A 17,888-nucleotide genomic window follows, 5' to 3' on the forward strand; every position below is an offset into this window, starting at 1 on the left:
AGGATGAGATGAGCGACACGACCACCAAAGACATCGCCGAAACCGGCCAGGGCGCACCGGGCACGGTGCCTTGGGCCATCAAGGGGGAACTGGTGCTGAACTGTAACTGCACCGTGTTCTGTCCCTGCGTGATCAGCCTTGGCCAGCACCCGCCGACCGAAGGCCATTGCCAGACATGGGGCGGGGTTCGCATTGACGAGGGCCATTACGGCGATATCGACCTGTCGGGGCTGAATATCGGGTTGATGATCGAGATCCCGGGCATGATGGGGCGCGGCAACTGGAAAGTGGCGCTGTTCATCGACGACCGCGCCAGCGACGAGGCCTATGACGCGTTGCTGAACATTTTCAGCGGCAAGGCCAAGGGCACAACGGGCCTGTTCAAGGTTCTGGTGGGCGAGATCCTCGGTGCCGAGCGCCAGCCGGTCACCTATGAAACCGACGGCAAGGCGCGCCACATCACCGTGGGCCGCAAGATCGAAGGCGTGGTGCATCCGGTGGCGGGCAAGGACGCCGACAGCGATCTGGTGGTGACCAACACCCAGTACTGGATGGGGCCGGATATCACCGTGGCCACGGCCAGCAAAGGCAAGCTGCGCGCCTATGGCCGGGTCTGGGACTTTGACGGGCGATCGGCAGAAATCTGTCAGATCGACTGGCACGGTCCGCGCTAAGTCCAAAAACCTTGCTCAAAGCGCCCGCGCATCGCGTCGCGGGCGTGTTTGCAATCGTCATATCAAGGGTCTGAACGGATGGCGGTCATTTCTCTTTCGCGTCGGCTGCGGCGCACCCCCTTTTCCGACGGCGTCGAGGCGGCCGGGGTCAAGGGCTACACGGTCTATAACCACATGCTCCTGCCGACGATGTTTCGGTCCATCGAAGAAGACTACCGCCATCTCAAGGCCGCGGTGCAGGTCTGGGACGTGGCGTGCGAGCGGCAGGTGGAGCTGCGCGGGCCGGATGCCGGGCGGCTGATGCAGATGCTCACCCCGCGCGACCTGCGCGGCATGATGCCGGGGCAGTGTTTCTACGTGCCCATCGTGGACGAGACCGGCGGCATGCTGAACGACCCGGTGGCGGTGAAACTGGCCGAGGACCGCTGGTGGATCTCCATTGCCGACAGTGACCTGCTCTACTGGGTCAAGGGGTTGGCCTATGGGTTCCGGCTGGATGTGCTGGTGGATGAGCCGGACGTGTCGCCGCTGGCGGTGCAGGGGCCGAAAGCCGACGCGCTGATGGCGCGGGTCTTTGGCGACAGCGTGCGGGATGTGCGCTTTTTCCGCTTCGGTTGGTTCGATTTCCATGGCCGGTCGCTGGTGGTGGCGCGCTCGGGTTATTCGAAACAGGGGGGCTTCGAGATCTATGTCGAGGGCGGTGATATCGGAATGCCGCTGTGGAACGCGCTGATGGAGGCGGGAAAGGACTTGGACGTACATGCGGGCTGTCCCAACCTGATCGAGCGGATCGAGGGCGGATTGCTGAGCTATGGCAATGACATGACCGCCGCCAACACGCCGCATGAATGCGGGCTGGGCCGGTTCTGTAACACCCATACGGCGATCGGTTGTGTGGGGCGTGATGCGCTGTTGCGCGTGGCCAAGGAAGGCCCGGTCAAACAGATCCGCGCCATCGAGATCCACGGCGATGCGGTGCCGCCCTGTGACCGGGCGTGGCCGCTCATGGCGGGGGATCGCTATGTCGGGCGCGTCACCAGCGCGGCCTGGTCCCCGGATTTTGCCACCAATGTGGCCATCGGCATGGTAAAGATGACCCATTGGGATGCCGGCAGCGAGGTGGACGTGGTGACGCCCAAGGGGGTGCAGGCCGTGACGGTACATGAAACATTCTGGTCCTGAGAGGGGATCAGAGCGGGGAGGGGGCTCTGCCCCCACGCCCTAAGGGTGCCCCCCGAGGTATTTGGAAACGACAAGAAGTACAGGAGTAGGCGCGATGAAGGCATTGTTGGTACGCAAGGACGAGGAAAGCGGCAAGACGTCCGCGGCGGTGGAAGATCTGACCGAGGCGGATCTGCCCGAGGCCGAAGTCACGGTTGCGGTCGAGTATTCGACGGTGAACTACAAGGACGGGCTGTGCATCGGGCCGGGGGGCGGGTTGGTCCGCAAGTATCCGCATGTGCCGGGGATCGACTTTGCCGGGACCGTCGAGGAGAGCTCGGATGACCGCTACAAGCCCGGCGACAAGGTGGTGCTGACCGGCTGGCGCGTGGGCGAGGCACATTGGGGGGGCTATTCCCAGAAAGCGCGGGTGCGGGCCGATTGGCTGGTGCCGCTGCCGGATGGGATTGATACGCGTCAGGCGATGGCGGTGGGCACTGCGGGGCTGACCGCGATGCTGGCGATCATGGCGCTGGAAGATCACGGGCTAGCGCCCGGGCATGGGCCGGTCCTGGTGACCGGGGCTGCGGGGGGCGTTGGCTCGGTCGCGACGGCGATCCTTGCCAATCTGGGCCATGAGGTGGCCGCCGTCACCGGGCGTCCCGATCAGGGGGCCTATTTGCAGGAACTGGGCGCGACCCAGATCGTGCCGCGTGACGAGCTGACCGAGGTGACCCGCAAGCCGCTGGAAAGCGAGATGTGGGCGGGCTGTGTCGATGCGGTGGCCGGTGCCATGCTGGGCCGGGTGCTGAAACAGATGAAATACGGATCTTCTGTGGCGGCGATTGGCCTTGCCGGGGGCGCGGCCATCGAGGGCGCGCTGATCACGCCGTTCATCCTGCGTGGTGTGAACCTGTTGGGCATCGACAGCGTGATGCAGCCCTATGAGAACCGGCTGCGCGCCTGGGAGCGGATTGCCCGCGATCTGCCGATGGACAAGCTCGAGGCCATGGTGCAGCCCGCGACGCTTTCGGACCTGCCGGGACTGGGCCGCGACATTCTCAAGGGCCAGGTCAAGGGCCGGGTTGTTGTGGATGTGAACGCCTGAGGCAGGCAACAGACATACAGAAATGTAACGACGCCCGGGCCATGGTCCGGGCGTTGTCATGTCGGGGCATTCTGGGCCGTGCCGATAGGAAAGACAGCGCTATCGCGCGGCGCGGTCTCATTCATGCCGATCCCGTCAACAAAATTGACGCAATCACAGCAGACCGGCTGACCCGACGGAAATGACAAAAATGGACACCAAGTATATTGAATAAATACAGTATGTTAGATCAATTCATGCATTTCACAGGTGTCGTTTTCTCGTGACAAAGCGCCGTGCCTGTTTGCGATGCATGGTGTTTTCGCGTTAGCGTGAGCTTATCGAATGCGCCGTTGGGGCGTGATCGACCGCAATCCGTGCAGGCCATCCGGCACGCTCCGGATGTGCCGAGCCCAAAGGGCCGCCGCACGTTGACAGGAGAGGAATGGATGTTCACCAACATAATCGTACCGGTGGATCTTGCGCATGAGGAGACGCTGTCAAAGGCGTTACAGGTGAGCGCGGATCTGGCCAAGCATTACGGGGCGAAAGTGACCTATCTCGGGGTCACCAGCAACACGCCAAGCTCTGTGGCGCACAACCCCGATGAGTTCGCCGAAAAACTGGCGCGTTTTGCCGCCGCGCAGGGCGAAGTGCATGGCGTGGAGGCCGGATCCCACGCCGCGATCGCCCATGATCCGACGGTTGACGTGGATGATGTTCTGCTTCGGGCGGTCGGGGAACTGGCCCCCGATCTTGTCGTGATGGCCAGCCATGTACCGGGAATTGTCGACTATGTCTGGCCGTCCAATGGCGGCAAGATCGCCGGACATGCCAAGGCTTCTGTGATGGTGGTGCGCGACTGAGGCGCATCGGGAAACGGCGCGGGGTGGGGACATCCGACGCGCGAGCGAACAAACAGGGGAGGTCGTCAACATGAGCGACGCCACAAACAACCAGGGTATCCCTGAGCCGGAAGGCCATTCGGATATCATCGATACCGATTACCAGATCGGTCAGGACAATATCGACGGCCGGGTCGGGCCGTTCGGTTTCGACATTCACAACCCGGTCTTCGTGATCTCCGGGCTCGCGATCGTGGCCTTTGTGGCCTATGCGCTGATCGCACCGACGCAGGCCGGGGATTTCTTTGGCTGGCTGCGCCCGGCGCTGACATCAACCTTTGACTGGTTCTTCCTCTGGTCGGCCAATATCTTTGTGGTCTTCTGCCTTTTGCTGATCGTGTCGCCCTATGGCTCGGTCCGGCTGGGCGGGACTGACGCAACGCCGGATTATGGCTATGCGGGCTGGTTCGCGATGCTGTTTGCGGCCGGGATGGGCATCGGGCTGATGTTCTTTGGCGTGCTGGAGCCGGCCTATTACTTTGGCACCCCATGGGGCGACGCGCCGCTTGGCGTTGTCCGGCCCTTTACCGAGGATGGCGTGCTGATCCCCGAAAATGTCGAGGCCGCGCGGCGCATGGCACTGGCGGCCACGTCTTACCACTGGGCGCTGCACCCCTGGGCGATCTATGCGGTGGTGGCGCTGGCGCTGGCGCTGTTCACCTATAACAAGGGTCTGCCGCTCACCATCCGCTCGGCCTTCTACCCGATCTTCGGGGATCGTGTCTGGGGCTGGACCGGCCATATCATCGACACGCTGGCGGTGTTCGCGACGCTCTTTGGTCTTGCCACATCGCTGGGTTTTGGCGCGCAACAGGCCAATGCCGGTCTGGAATATGTCTATGGCGTGCCCAACAACGTGACGGTGCAGGTGATCCTGATCATCGTGATCACCGCCGTGGCGCTGATCTCGGTTGTGCGGGGTCTGGATGGCGGGGTGAAAGTCCTGTCCGAGATCAACATGGTCATCGCGCTGCTGCTTCTGCTCTTCGTGCTCTTTACCGCCGGGGCAGGTGCGATCCTGAGCGATTTCGTGATGGGCATCGGTGCCTATTTCCAGGAGGTCATCCCGCTGTCGAACCCGCATGGCCGTGAAGACACCGGTTACATGCAGGGCTGGACCGCCTTCTACTGGGCCTGGTGGATTTCCTGGTCACCCTTTGTCGGTATGTTCATCGCCCGTGTGAGCCGTGGCCGCACCGTGCGTGAATTCATCACCTGCGTTCTGATCATCCCGTCGCTGGTCTGTGTGTTGTGGATGGCCGTATTTGGCGGCACCGCGATCAATGACATGGTCGCCAATGGCGCGGACTCGGCGGTGAAAAGCCAGGTGATCGACAATTACGTGCCGGAACTGTCGCTCTTTGCGATGCTCGAAAGCCTGCCTCTGTCGGCAATCACCTCGACCATCGGGATCATCCTGGTGATCGTGTTCTTTGTGACCTCGTCGGACTCCGGGTCGCTGGTCATTGACACGATCACCGCAGGCGGCAAGGTGGACGCACCCGTCCCGCAGCGGATCTTCTGGTGCACCTTTGAAGGGCTGGTGGCGATTGCGCTGTTGATCGGCGGGGGCCTCGGGGCCTTGCAGGCGATGGTGATCTCGACCGGATTGCCGTTCACGGTGATCCTGCTGCTGATCTGCGTGGCGATCGTCAAGGGCCTGCGCACGGAAAAACGCGGCTGACATCGGGCCGCCCGACACTGAAAAAGCGAAAGGCTCCCGCGTGGGGGCCTTTTTGTGTTCCGGGTGGCCAATCAGCCAGGGCTGCCTGATTGAGCCTTCTGAAACAAGAAAGTTATGATCCGCCCCGAAACCCCTGACGTAGAAGAGAAAAGAGGGCGGGACGTGAGCGATCATTCAGCGACAATTCTATGGGTCCGGCGCGACCTGAGGCTCAGCGATCATGCGGCTTTGCTGGCGGCCTGCGCGGCGGGCGGTCCGGTCATTCCGGTCTTCATCCGCGATGACAGCGTCGATGATCTGGGTGCCGCGCCGAAATGGCGGCTGGGCCTTGGGATCGAACAGTTTGCCGGGGCGTTGGCGGACACGGGCAGCCGGCTGATCCTGCGGTCTGGACGGGCTCTGGATGTGTTGCGCACCCTTCTGGACGAGACAGGGGCGAAACGCGTCTTCTGGCAGCGCGCCTATGATCCAACGGCGATTGACCGCGACACCGAGGTGAAATCCAGCCTGAAGGAATACGGCATCGAGGCGCGCAGCTTTGGCGGGCACCTGATGTTTGAGCCGACCAGCGTCGAGACCAAGACCGGGGGGCCATACAAGGTTTACACACCTTTCTGGAACGCCGTGAAAACCCGCGAGGTCGAGGCCCCGCGCTCTGCGCCGTCGCGCATTCCCGCGCCCGATACTTGGCCCGACAGCGAGACGCTGGAGAGCTGGAGTCTCGGACATGCGATGAACCGCGGGGCAGAGGTTGTCCGCGCGCATGTTCAACTGGGTGAGGCCGCCGCGCAGGGGCGTTTGGGGGCGTTCATGGCCTCCAAAGTGGGCGATTATAATGACACCCGCGATCTGCCCGGCGTGGACGGCACTTCGCGCCTGTCGGAAAACCTCGCTCTTGGTGAAATCAGCCCGCATCAATGCTGGCACGCCGCGATCCGCGCACGTGAAGAGGGCAAGCGTGGGGCCGAAACCTTTATGAAGGAACTGGTCTGGCGCGAATTTGCCTATCACCTGATGGTGCATACGCCGCGTCTGCTCACCCGCAACTGGCGCGAAGACTGGGATGCTTTCCCATGGAACGAGGATGAGCGCCGCGCCGAGGTCAAGGCGTGGAAGCAGGGCCGGACAGGTATCCAATTCGTCGATGCCGCGATGCGCGAGATGTATGTCACCGGCCACATGCACAACCGCGCGCGGATGATCGTGGCGTCTTATCTGACCAAGCATCTCTTGTGCCACTGGCGGATCGGCCAAAAATGGTTCGAGGATTGCCTGACCGACTGGGACCCGGCGTCGAACGCCATGGGCTGGCAATGGTCGGCAGGCTCCGGCCCGGATGCGACACCCTATTTCCGGGTGTTCAACCCGGTCACCCAGCTCGACAAATTCGACCGCGACCGTACCTACGCCCGCCGTTGGATCGCCGAGGGGCAGGGCAACCCGCCTGACACGGCGCTGAGCTATTTCGACGCCATTCCGCGCAGTTGGGGAATGGCGGCCAGTGATCCCTATCCCGATCCCATTGTGGATCACGCCGAGGGGCGCAAACGCGCGCTCGCGGCTTATGAAAACCGCAGCTTCTGAGACCGCCCATGACCATGACTTGCCAGAGCGCGCCTGCATTGCCTAATCTGTTAACCATTGAGGGGGAGGATCCGCCCATGATCCTGACATCATTGGACGGCCAGACGAAACTGCCACGCTATTTTGCGCGCGTCTATGCCATGGCCTGCAACCTGTCGCAGGGGCGGCTGGATTTCGTGCTGCCCGATGGCCGAAGGTTCCGGGCCGAGGGGCGCGCGCCCGGCCCGGTGGCGGAATTGATTGTCAACAATGACGATCTGTTTGCGCGGCTGATCCGCGAGGGTGATCTGGGCTTTTGTGACGCTTATGTCGATGGCTGGTGGGACACGCCGGACCTGATGGCCTTTCTCGATCTGGCCCATGCGGATATGGAGCTGTATGACAGTTTCCCGGGCATGGGGTTGGTGCGGGCCTATGAAAAACTGCGCTTCTGGCTGCAATCCAACAGCCGCAAACAGGCCCGTAAAAATATCAGCTATCACTATGATCTGGGCAACGAGTTCTACGGGCTGTGGCTGGATGACACGATGACCTACTCCTCGGCGGTGTTCCGCACCAGCCAGGAAAGCCTTGAGGCGGCACAGACCGCGAAATACGCGCAGCTTGTGGACGAGATGGGCGCGCAGCCCGGCGATCACGTGCTTGAGATCGGTTGTGGCTGGGGCGGGTTTGCGGAATATGCGGCGCGCGAACGCGGGCTCAAGGTCACCGGGCTGACCATCAGCCGCGAACAATTTGCCTATGCGCAGGAGCGGATCGCCCGGGCCGGGCTGTCGGAACAGGTGACGTTCAAGCTTCAGGATTACCGCGATGAACGCGGCACCTATGACGGCATCGCCAGCATCGAGATGTTCGAAGCGGTGGGTGAGAAATACTGGCCCACCTATTTCAACACGGTGCGCGAGCGGCTCAAACCCGGGCGCAACGCGACGCTGCAGATCATCACGGTCCAGCACAAGCGCTGGGACGTATACCGGCGCGGGGTGGATTTCATCCAGAAATACATCTTTCCGGGGGGCATGTTGCCCTCGCCCGTGGTGCTGCGGCAGGAAATCGAAAAGGCCGGGCTGGGCGTCATGCGCTCGGTCGAATTCGGCGAAAGTTACAGCCAGACCCTGCGCCGCTGGCATGATACGTTCAACGCCCGTTGGGACGAGGTTGCGGCGCTGGGATTTGACGATCGGTTCCGCCGGATGTGGAATTTTTATCTCACCTCTTGCGCTGCGACCTTTCACAGCGGAAATTGCGACGTGACTCAGATCACGATACAAAGGCCCGCCACCTGATGCCCACGATCCCGAAACTCGTTGCCGCGATCTGTCTTGCGGCTCTGGCGTATTTTGTTTCGGGAATGGTGGTCCCGCTCATGCCCGAGGGGACCGATTTCGGGATTTTCCGGCCGCTCAATGTCCTGATCGGTCTGGTGACCGGATGGGTCTATGTCGGGCGGCAGCATATGGAAACCATGGCCGAGGGGGTGAGCTACGGGTTGACCGGGGCGGGCATCCTGACCGGGGTGTCGCTGTTTTTGCAATCCTCGAACGAAATGATCCGGCTGGCCATGCGCCACCGCTATGACGGTCCGGTCGAGGCGGTGGCCGCGGTGTTCCAGATCGGGGTGGAGTTCGGTGCCGTCGTGTTCACCATTCCGGTGATCGCGGCCCTTGCGATCGGTGGATTTGCCACTGGCTTCGTCACCTATATCGTGTCGCTGCGCTGGAGATAGGTGCAGGTGGCTGATCTGTTTTTTTTCGGGACCTTGTGTCATGGTCCGCTGCTGGCCTGCGTGCTGGGCGGCGACGTGGCAGAACACCGGGTGCGGCCCGCGCAACTGTCGGGATGGGCGGTGCACTGGGTCAAGGATGCGCCTTTCCCGATGATCCTTCAGGTTGCAGACGGAACCGCGACGGGCGTTGTGCTGTGCGACGTGACAGAGGAGGAGCGCGCGCGCCTGTCCTTTTACGAAGGCGGTTTCGATTATGCGCTGCGCGAGGTGTCGGTCGAGACAGATGCAGGCCCGCGCGCGGCAGAGCTTTATGTCCCGGCCGAGGGCCGCTGGACGCCCGGTGCGGACTGGGACCTGGGCGATTGGGCGGCGCGATATGGTGAGCTGACGCTACATGCGGCGCGCGAGGTGATGGACCGTTACCCCGACGCCACGCCTGCCGAGATCGACGCGCTGTTTCCGTGGATACGCGCGCGTGCGTGGAGCCAGATGCTGGCCAAGCGGACCGCGCCGACCGTGTTGCGGCGGGGTGACGGGGCGGGGGACATCGTCCTGTCTGCCCGAAGCGGCGGCTTTGACGGGTTTTTCCGGCTTCGGCCCTTTGACATCGCCTATCGTCGCTTTGATGGCCAGATGAGCGACCGGATCAGCCGCGAAGTGTTTGTCTCTTACGATGCGGCGCTGGTCCTGCCTTATGACCCGGCCCGCGATCAGGTTCTGTTGATTGAACAGCTGCGCTTTGGCCCGCTCTGGCGTGGTGATCCGGCCCCTTGGGTGCTGGAGCCGATTGCCGGGCTGGTGGATGCGGGCGAGGCCCCCGCAGATTGCGCCCGTCGTGAGGCCGAGGAAGAGGCGGGGCTGAGCCTGGGTGATCTGGTGCCGATGATGAAGGTCTATGCCTCGCCCGGTTACACCACCGAATTCTTTCATTGCTATCTTGCGATCTGTGATCTGGGCGAACGGCGGGGCGGCTTGGCCGGTCTGGATCACGAAAGCGAGGATATCCGCTCGCATGTCCTGACTTTTGAGCGGGTGATGGAGCTGCTGGACAGCGGCGAGATCAATGTTGGGCCACTCAGCGCCATGCTGCTGTGGCTTGCACGAAAACGCGATCATTTCCGTGGCGAAACCGGGGCCGCGCGCCCTTGAGTTCACCTGCCGTGCCGCCTACACATCCTAGACACGTGTGAAGGAGACGCACCATGCGCATTGCATCCGATCTGGCCGACGCGGTTGGACAAACCCCGCTGATCAAATTGAAGAAGGCCAGTGAGCTGACCGGATGCACGATTCTGGGCAAGGCCGAATTCATGAACCCGGGCCAGTCGGTCAAGGACCGTGCGGCGCTGTTCATCATTCGCGACGCGGTGGAAAAGGGTCTGCTGCGCCCCGGCGGTACGATTGTCGAGGGCACGGCTGGCAATACCGGGATCGGGCTTGCGCTGGTGGGGGCCTCCATGGGGTTCCGCACGGTGATCGTAATCCCCGAGACGCAGAGTCAGGAAAAGAAGGACATGCTGCGCCTTGCCGGGGCGGAGCTGGTGCAGGTGCCCGCCGCACCCTATCGCAACCCGAACAATTACGTGCGCTATTCCGGGCGTTTGGCCGAAGAGCTTGCCAAAACCGAACCGAACGGCGCGATCTGGGCCAACCAGTTCGACAATGTGGCCAACCGTCAGGCCCATATCGAGACTACCGGCCCCGAGATCTGGGAGCAGACCGGCGGCAAGGTGGACGGCTTTACCTGTGCGGTAGGGTCAGGCGGCACGCTGGCCGGTGTGGCCGCGGCGTTGCAGCCCAAGGGCGTGAAAATCGCGCTGTCCGATCCGGACGGTGCGACGCTGCACAATTTCTACACCACGGGCGAGCACAAGGCCGAGGGCGGCTCGATCACCGAAGGCATCGGGCAGGGACGCATCACCGCCAATCTCGAAGGCTTCACCCCCGATTTCAGCTATAACATTCCCGATGCCGAGGCGCTGCCGATTGTCTTTGACCTGCTCAAGGAAGAAGGGCTGTGTCTTGGCGGGTCCTCTGGTATCAACGTTGCGGGCGCGATGCGCCTGGCCCGCGAACTGGGACCGGGACATACCATTGTGACCGTGCTGTGCGACTATGGCACCCGATATCAGTCGAAATTGTTCAATGTCGATTTTCTTAAGGAAAAAGGGCTGCCGACGCCGGACTGGCTGAGCCGGGCCCCGGCATCGATTCCCGGAGTTTTCGAGGACGCGTGATGCGACGTAACATCTTGTGGTCAGTCTGTGTGCTGGCATGGCTTTTTGGTGTGGCACTGGTGGCACCGCTCCCCCTGCATGCGCAGGCCGAAGACCTGCCGCAGGTCGGCACGCAAGCCGGGACCGCGATCCCGGCGGAACGGGCCGAGATCGACTATGACACATGGAACCGGCTGGCCACGCGCGCCGAAGCCGCCATTGAGGCGGGTCGCGCATCGAACTCGGCGTTTGAAGCGCTGCGCAGCCAGATCGTGGAATATCGCGCACAGTTCCTTGAGGCGCAGAATGTCAATCAATCGCGCATCCGCACCATCCAGTCGCAGATCGAGGCGCTGGGGCCCGCGCCCGCCGAGGGTGAAGAGGAGCCTGCCGATGTTGCCGAGCGGCGCAGCGAGCTGAATGACCAGCTTGCCCGCCTGCGCGCGCCGGAACTGGCCGCGGTCGAAGCCTATAAACGGGCGGACGGGCTGATCCGCGAGATTGACGCGCTGATCCGCGCGCGGCAGGCCGACGCGCTGTTCCGGCTGGGGCCAAGCCCGCTGGACCCGGCAAGCTGGGTGCTGGCCTATAACGAGATTGCCGACGCGTGGAAAACCATCAAGGGCGAGCTGGGCCGCGCCTGGACCACGGATACCCAGCGCGAGGAATTGCGCCGCAACCTTCCCACATCTCTGTTGCTTCTGGCGGTGGGGCTTGTTCTGCTCCTGCGGGGGCGGGTCTGGGCGAAATCGGCGGGCTACTGGATGCGCGACCGGTCGCGCCGGGGTGGCGCGGTGTTCAGCTTTCTTGTCTCGGTCGGGCAGATCATCCTGCCGCTGGTCGGGCTTTATGCGCTGGTCGAGGCGATTGTCGTCTCGGGCATTCCGGGCGTGCAGATGACGCTGCTTCTCGAACCTGTGCCGTTTTGGGGGGCGATCATCCTTGGGGTGCGCTGGCTGGCGGACCGGCTGTTTTCGCAGCATGACGGCAACCGCATGTTGCCCATGGACCGCGCGCACCGCCGCGAGGCACGGGCCTATGCCACCCTTTTGGGTATTCTTCTGGTGGCGCGCGGCGCGATTGACGTTGTGGCCCGCTACGAAGGCTTTTCCGAGGCAACGGTCGCGGTGATCGACGTTCCGGTGATTGGTCTGACGGCGCTGATGTTGTTCCGCATGGGACAGTTACTGATCAAGCATATCCTGTTCGACAGCGAAAACACCGAACGCGCGGTGCGTGCCAAGATCGTGGCACTGCTAGGCCGGATTGCCATCGTGATCGCCCTCATCAGCCCGGTTCTGGCGCTGGCGGGCTATGGTGTGGCGGCGACCAGCCTGCTGTTCCCGGCGGTGATCTCGCTGGCGCTCTGGGGGCTGCTGCTGGTGCTGCAGCGCTTCACCAATGATCTCTACCGTCTGGTCATGGGGCAGACCGAGGATGAGGCAGACAGCCTGATCGCGGTGCTGATCGGTTTTGTGCTGACCCTGCTGGCCCTGCCGGTGCTGGGCCTGATCTGGGGCGCGCGCGTGGCGGACCTGACCGAGATCTGGACCCGGTTTGGCGAAGGCTTTGCCATTGGCGATACGCGCATTTCGCCCACCGATTTCCTTGTGCTCGCGGTTGTTTTCATCGTTGGTTACATGGCCACGCGGCTGTTGCAGGGAGCGCTGCGCAATTCCATCCTGCCCAAGACGCGGATCGACACGGGCGGACAGAACGCCATCGTGTCGGGGATCGGTTATGTGGGGATTTTCCTTGCCGCGATCATCGCGATTACCAGCGCCGGGTTGGACCTGTCATCACTGGCCATCGTTGCCGGTGCACTGTCGGTCGGGATCGGTTTTGGCCTGCAGAACATCGTGTCGAACTTTGTCTCCGGCATCATCCTGTTGATCGAGCGCCCGATTGCCGAGGGCGACTGGATCGAAGTGGGCGGCATTCATGGCACGGTCAAACGCATCTCGGTCCGCTCGACCAAGCTTGAGACCTTTGACCGCTATGACGTGATCATCCCCAACGCCGATTTCGTGTCGGGCCGGGTGTCGAACTATACCCGCGGCAACGCCATTGGTCGGGTGATCATCCCGGTGGGCGTGGCCTATGGCACCGATACGCGGCTGGTGGAACGGTTGTTGCTCAATATCGGGCGCCATCATGACATGGTGCTGATGCATCCCGAGCCTTACGTGGTGTTCCAGGGCTTTGGCGCGGATTCGCTGGATTTCGAATTGCGGGTGATCCTGCGCGATGTGAATTCGTCGCTTTCGGTGCGCTCCGAGCTCAATCACCAGATTGCCGAGACCTTTGTGAAAGAGGGCATCGAGATACCCTTTGCCCAGCGTGATATCTGGCTGCGCAACCCCGAGGCGCTGGCGACATCGCCGAAGCCCGACGATGGCTCCGACCCCAAGGACACACCCGACACGGAGGCCAAGGCATGAGCGACACCCTGACCAGCCAGCCGCTGTTTCGTGAAGACCCCTATCTGCGCGAAGCCCCCGCCCGCGTGATCGGCCACACCGCCGAGGGCGGGATCGTGCTGGACCGGTCGATCTTTTACCCCACCGGGGGCGGGCAGCCCGGCGACAGTGGCGTGCTGGTCTGGGACAAGGCCGAGATGCCCATTGCCACCACGGTCAAGGGCGAGGGCGAGGCCATCGTGTTGGTCCCGGCGGAACCTTTGCCATTGCCGGACGCAGGCACCCATCTTGTGCAGCATCTGGACTGGGAACGTCGCCACCGCCACATGCGGGTGCATACGGCGCTGCATCTGCTCTCGGTGGTGATCCCGCTGCCGGTGACGGGCGGGTCGATCTCGGCCTCCAAGGGGCGGCTGGATTTCGACATGCCCGAGGCGCCGCAGAACCACGACTTGATCGAAGAGGCGCTGCACCTGCTGGTGGAACGCGACCTGCCGGTGTCGGAGACCTGGGTCACCGACGAGGTGCTGGACGCGACGCCGGAACTGGTCAAGACCATGTCGGTCAAGCCGCCACGCGGCACGGGGCGGGTGCGTCTGGTGCGCATTGGCAAGAGCGGCGATCAGGTCGATCTGCAGCCCTGCGGCGGCACGCATGTGGCCCGGACCGGGGAAATCGGTGCGATCCGCCTTGGCAAGATCGAGAAGAAAGGCCGCCAGAACCGCCGCGTGAGCGTGCTGCTCGACGACTGAGCGCGGGAAGGTCACGATTTCTTTGAAAGAAATCGGTCCGAAATCTTTTGAAGATTTCGGCGATTTGGCGCGGGAAAAAGCGCCTTTGCCTCTTGAAACTCCCTAGGGGTCAAGGCTAAGAGACGCCCCACGGACAGTTGGCCGAGTGGTCGAAGGCGCACGCCTGGAAAGTGTGTAGGCGGGAAACCGTCTCGAGGGTTCGAATCCCTCACTGTCCGCCACAAACTATTCGCGAACCCGAGACGAGGCCCCAGCGTGGGCCTTTTTTCTTTTTGGTTCAAAGGGGTTTAGCTGAGCCATCCGACTTTCGGAGACTGGCCGTTGGCCCGAAATTGGTCTCCGAACGCCCCGCGTCTCCTTTCACCCGCCCTTCACCCAAATCGAGACGCATCAGAAAATGGTCGTCTTTTCAGATGCTTGCCAAAAATGGGTTGCGCCGCAGTTGAGGCCGGTTCGACCGCTATCAAAGCAAACGGAGACACTCGAAGGCGGCGTGGTTCTTCGAAATGGTGCGAACGGTCGCGTGAAGTCGTTGATGACAAACAGACTTTCCGTCCATAGCCTGGCTGCATGTCGAACGAGCCCTGGACAGATGCAGAAAACGATCTGATCGTCGCGGATTACTTCGCGATGCTGGCCGAGGACATGGCGGGCCGTCCCTACAATAAGGCTCAGCATCGGCGCAGTTTGATGCCCCTTTTGCGGAGCCGAACGGAAGGCTCGATCGAGTTCAAGCATCAGAATATCAGCGCGGTCCTGAAGGGGCTCGGCGAAGATTGGATCCCCGGCTACAAGCCAGCGTTCAATTTCCAGATGATCTTGGTCGATGCTGTGGCGCGCTGGTTGGCATGGAACCCGGCCTGGCTTGGGCGGATGCCGGGCTCGCGATCAGCAAATGGTTTGCGCGAGGCTGCGCAGATCTGGATTGGACCGTCACCGACGCTGTCGAACCAGCCGCCGCCGCTGGAACTGGAGCAGATGCTGCATGTCGCTAAAAAGTTCGACGTGGCGGGTCGGGATGAACGCAACCGCGCCCTCGGACGTGCGGGAGAAGAGCGCGTCGTTGCACACCAACGGTCCGCTTTGAAAGTGGCCGGTCGAGATGATCTGGCGCGCAAAGTGCGGTGGATTTCCGAAGAGGATGGTGACGGTGCCGGGTACGACATTGCCAGCTTTACGCCGGACGGACAGGAGCGTTTGATCGAGGTGAAAACGCCAAATGGCTGGGAACGAACGCCCTTTTACATTTCCCGCAATGAACTGGCGGTCGCCGAAGAGCGCCGGTCAGAATGGTGCTTGTTCCGTCTCTGGAATTTCTCGCGTGAGCCGAAAGCATTTGACTTGCGCCCGCCGCTAGATGCCCATGTCTCGTTGACCGCGACGGCCTTTCAGGCGAGCTTTCATTAGAATCTAACTGAACCCGCGCTGTTCTTGCTCTGGCCAAGCCTCTCCTGCGAGAAAGCACAGATCGTACAGGCTGACCGCCAACGGCTCGCACCCGCAGGTCAGCCGCTTGAGTACCTCCGGTGCGAGGTAGGCCAGCCGCAACTGGCGACTGACATGGCGTTCGGCCAGACCGACGGCTTCGGCCAGTTCCATGATCGTGTTGAATTCGCCAGTGTCCATGCGCCGCCGCCAACCCCACGCCCGCCCAATGGCGCGGAGGACATGCGGATCCTGCGTCTGGTCCTCGCTCGGCAGATAGTTGGCGGGCGGCATTATTTTTGGCCGACCGTTCTTCTTGCGGACCTTCAACGGGATCAGCACGCGGATTGTGTCATCGGCATGCGTCATTCGGCGGCCTCTTGACTGCGTGGCGCGACCATCTCGCGGATGACGCCTGCGATCCCTTCGCGCCTGATATCCACCTCCAAGCCGTCGGCTGTGACGGTGACACGACGGATTAGAAGCTGGATGATCCGTGCCTGCTCGGCTGGGAACAGCTGCGCCCAGAGCGCGCTGAATTCATGCAATGCCGTGATGGCGCCCGCCTCCGAAACCGCGCCATCCTGTTGGTTCAGGGCCGTGATCACCTTCGTCACGACTTCTGGCGTTTGCAGGACGCGCCGGACCTCGGTCACGATCGCATCCTCAACCATTCCAGACGCGAGCCGCATCGGAGCGGTCTCTTCGCCGGTCTCGCGGTTCCGGATGACGTCCATCGACACGTAGTAGCGGTAAAGCTTCGCACCCTTCTTGGTGCTTGTGGGCGTCATGGCCGCGCCGGTGTCGCTGAAGATCAGCCCTTTCAGGAGCGCGGGGATCCGCGACCGGCTGTTATTTGCACGTTTGCGTGGGCTTTCCTGCAGGATGGCGTGCGCCCGATCCCAGAGGTCGTCATCGATGATGGCGTCGTGCTCGCCGGGATAAGCCTTGCCCTTGTGGACGGCTTCACCACGATAAACGCGGTTGCTCAGGAGCCGATAGAGGTAGCCCTTGTCGATCAGCGTACCCTGCTTGTTGCGGAAGCCGTCGCGGCGGAGTTCGCGCGCGAGAACCGTCGCGGATCCCAGTTCGACAAACCGCTCGAAGATGCGGCGGACCGATGCGGCCTCGGCGTCGTTCACCAACAGTTTTCGATCCTGCACATCATAACCCAGCGGAACATAGCCGCCCATCCAGATCCCGCGCTTGCGCGATGCCGCCACCTTGTCGCGGATCCGCTCGCCGATAACTTCGCGCTCGAACTGGGCGAAGCTGAGCAAGATGTTCAGCGTCAGCCGCCCCATGGACGTGGTGGTGTTGAATGACTGCGTCACCGACACGAAGGTGACGCCGTTGCGGTCGAAGATCTCGACCAGCTTGGAGAAATCCATCAGCGAGCGGCTGAGGCGGTCGATCTTGTAGACAACGACCACGTCGATCAACCCGTCGTCGATGTCGGCCAGAAGCAGCTTGAGACCGGGACGTTCGAGGGTGCCACCGGAAAAACCGCCATCGTCGTAGCGTTCGCGGGTCGCAACCCAGCCCTCGGATCGCTGGCTGGCGGTATAGGCTTCGCAGGCCTCCCGCTGGGCATCGAGGCTGTTGAATTCCATGTCGAGCCCTTCCTCGCTCGACTTGCGGGTGTAGATCGCACAGCGCAGGCGGCGGTTGGGGCGGGCGTTGATGTCCATCATGCTTCCTCCCGCTTGCGTTCGCGCAGGCCGAAAAAGCGATAGCCATTCCAGCGCGTTCCGGTGATGGCGCGGGCCACGGCCGAGAGCGATTTGAACTTCCGGCCCTGCCAGTCGAAACCGTCTTTCAGAATGGTGACGGTGTGCTCGACCCCGTCCCATTCCCGGATGAGTCTGGTGCCCACTACGGGATTGCGCGGATCGGCGATCTGATTTTTGCGGTGTGCGACGCCTTCGACCTCATCGGCGAGCAGGTCCAGCATGCGGCGCGTTTCCCGGTCAGGGCCGCCGTAGGTCAGTTCCTGGGTGCGATAGGCGATGCGGATTTCCAAAAAGGTCCGGCTGTTGTTCGGCGCGGCACTGCCGAAAAGTTTTTCCCATTCGGCTTTCAGATCCCTGACCGACATGGCCTTCAGCGTGGCCAGGCGCGCTAGGACGGTTTGATTGAAGTGGTCCCAGTTTTTCGGACAGGTTTGCAGCGCATCTAAGGTGTATCGGGTTTAGGTTTCATGCTGCTTTTTGCTCTTCCAAGCCCGCCCATTATGCGTCGTCGGGCGTCTGCC

16 protein-coding genes and 1 tRNA gene are annotated in these 17,888 nt (G+C 62.4%); 14 read left to right on the forward strand and 3 right to left on the reverse strand.

Annotation, left to right across the window (positions count from 1 at the left end; all coding sequences use genetic code 11):
* Window positions 1–8: 8 nt before the first annotated feature.
* The 14 genes from PGB28_RS15445 to PGB28_RS15510 all read left to right on the forward strand — a co-directional run bounded on the left by PGB28_RS15445 (window position 9) and on the right by PGB28_RS15510 (window position 15,616).
* Window positions 9–674, forward strand: coding sequence for a DUF1326 domain-containing protein (locus PGB28_RS15445; RefSeq protein ID WP_271422419.1), 666 nt, complete (start codon window positions 9–11; stop codon window positions 672–674).
* A gap of 78 nt (window positions 675–752) precedes the next feature.
* Entirely contained in the window at window positions 753–1,856 is a 1,104-nt protein-coding gene (locus tag PGB28_RS15450) for a dimethylsulfoniopropionate demethylase (RefSeq protein ID WP_271422420.1), read from the forward strand.
* 94 nt (window positions 1,857–1,950) lie between these two features.
* Window positions 1,951–2,943: an acryloyl-CoA reductase gene (gene acuI / locus PGB28_RS15455; protein ID WP_271422421.1), complete on the forward strand. Its 993-nt coding sequence runs from the start codon at window positions 1,951–1,953 to the stop codon at window positions 2,941–2,943.
* A gap of 428 nt (window positions 2,944–3,371) precedes the next feature.
* Complete coding sequence (locus PGB28_RS15460; protein WP_271422422.1) at window positions 3,372–3,788, forward strand: universal stress protein; 417 nt, start codon at window positions 3,372–3,374, stop codon at window positions 3,786–3,788.
* A gap of 70 nt (window positions 3,789–3,858) precedes the next feature.
* The gene (locus PGB28_RS15465; RefSeq protein ID WP_271422423.1) at window positions 3,859–5,511 is read left to right on the forward strand and encodes a BCCT family transporter; all 1,653 of its coding nucleotides are present in this window, start codon (window positions 3,859–3,861) and stop codon (window positions 5,509–5,511) included.
* Window positions 5,512–5,673: 162 nt separating this feature from the next.
* Window positions 5,674–7,095 carry a cryptochrome/photolyase family protein gene (locus PGB28_RS15470; protein WP_271422424.1) on the forward strand — a complete coding sequence of 474 codons (1,422 nt, stop codon included), beginning with the start codon at window positions 5,674–5,676 and terminating at the stop codon, window positions 7,093–7,095.
* Between the two features lie 77 nt (window positions 7,096–7,172).
* The gene (locus PGB28_RS15475) at window positions 7,173–8,381 is read left to right on the forward strand and encodes an SAM-dependent methyltransferase (protein ID WP_271422425.1); all 1,209 of its coding nucleotides are present in this window, start codon (window positions 7,173–7,175) and stop codon (window positions 8,379–8,381) included.
* Window positions 8,381–8,821 (forward strand): TrgA family protein, encoded by a 441-nt coding sequence (locus PGB28_RS15480; RefSeq protein ID WP_271422426.1) that lies wholly within the window; start codon window positions 8,381–8,383, stop codon window positions 8,819–8,821. Before PGB28_RS15475 ends, PGB28_RS15480 begins: the two co-directional genes overlap by 1 nt.
* 6 nt (window positions 8,822–8,827) lie before the next feature.
* A complete protein-coding gene (locus PGB28_RS15485; RefSeq protein ID WP_271422427.1) occupies window positions 8,828–9,970 on the forward strand; it encodes an NUDIX domain-containing protein in 1,143 nt (380 codons plus the stop codon).
* Window positions 9,971–10,023: 53 nt separating this feature from the next.
* The gene (locus PGB28_RS15490) at window positions 10,024–11,058 is read left to right on the forward strand and encodes a cysteine synthase A (protein ID WP_271422428.1); all 1,035 of its coding nucleotides are present in this window, start codon (window positions 10,024–10,026) and stop codon (window positions 11,056–11,058) included.
* On the forward strand, window positions 11,058–13,478 hold the full coding sequence (locus PGB28_RS15495; RefSeq protein ID WP_271422429.1) for a DUF3772 domain-containing protein: 2,421 nt from the start codon (window positions 11,058–11,060) through the stop codon (window positions 13,476–13,478). Before PGB28_RS15490 ends, PGB28_RS15495 begins: the two co-directional genes overlap by 1 nt.
* The gene (locus tag PGB28_RS15500; protein ID WP_271422430.1) at window positions 13,475–14,209 is read left to right on the forward strand and encodes an alanyl-tRNA editing protein; all 735 of its coding nucleotides are present in this window, start codon (window positions 13,475–13,477) and stop codon (window positions 14,207–14,209) included. Before PGB28_RS15495 ends, PGB28_RS15500 begins: the two co-directional genes overlap by 4 nt.
* Before the next feature lie 131 nt (window positions 14,210–14,340).
* Window positions 14,341–14,430 (forward strand) — tRNA-Ser (locus PGB28_RS15505).
* 349 nt (window positions 14,431–14,779) lie between these two features.
* Window positions 14,780–15,616 carry a DUF3883 domain-containing protein gene (locus PGB28_RS15510; protein WP_271422431.1) on the forward strand — a complete coding sequence of 279 codons (837 nt, stop codon included), beginning with the start codon at window positions 14,780–14,782 and terminating at the stop codon, window positions 15,614–15,616.
* A gap of 3 nt (window positions 15,617–15,619) precedes the next feature.
* Here the strand turns inward: PGB28_RS15510 and PGB28_RS15515 are convergent, their stop codons facing one another.
* The 3 genes from PGB28_RS15515 to PGB28_RS15525 are packed head-to-tail and all read right to left on the reverse strand — an operon-like array spanning window position 15,620 to window position 17,804.
* On the reverse strand, window positions 15,620–16,003 hold the full coding sequence (locus tag PGB28_RS15515) for a hypothetical protein (protein WP_271422432.1): 384 nt from the start codon (window positions 16,001–16,003) through the stop codon (window positions 15,620–15,622).
* Entirely contained in the window at window positions 16,000–17,325 is a 1,326-nt protein-coding gene (locus PGB28_RS15520) for a recombinase family protein (protein ID WP_271422436.1), read from the reverse strand. The genes PGB28_RS15515 and PGB28_RS15520 overlap by 4 nt, the downstream gene beginning before the upstream one ends.
* Window positions 17,325–17,804 (reverse strand): DUF2924 domain-containing protein, encoded by a 480-nt coding sequence (locus PGB28_RS15525; protein ID WP_271422437.1) that lies wholly within the window; start codon window positions 17,802–17,804, stop codon window positions 17,325–17,327. Before PGB28_RS15525 ends, PGB28_RS15520 begins: the two co-directional genes overlap by 1 nt.
* Window positions 17,805–17,888 lie beyond the last annotated feature (84 nt).

The organism is Primorskyibacter aestuariivivens (assembly GCF_028023675.1).
Classification (GTDB): Bacteria; Pseudomonadota; Alphaproteobacteria; order Rhodobacterales; family Rhodobacteraceae; genus Marinovum; species Marinovum aestuariivivens.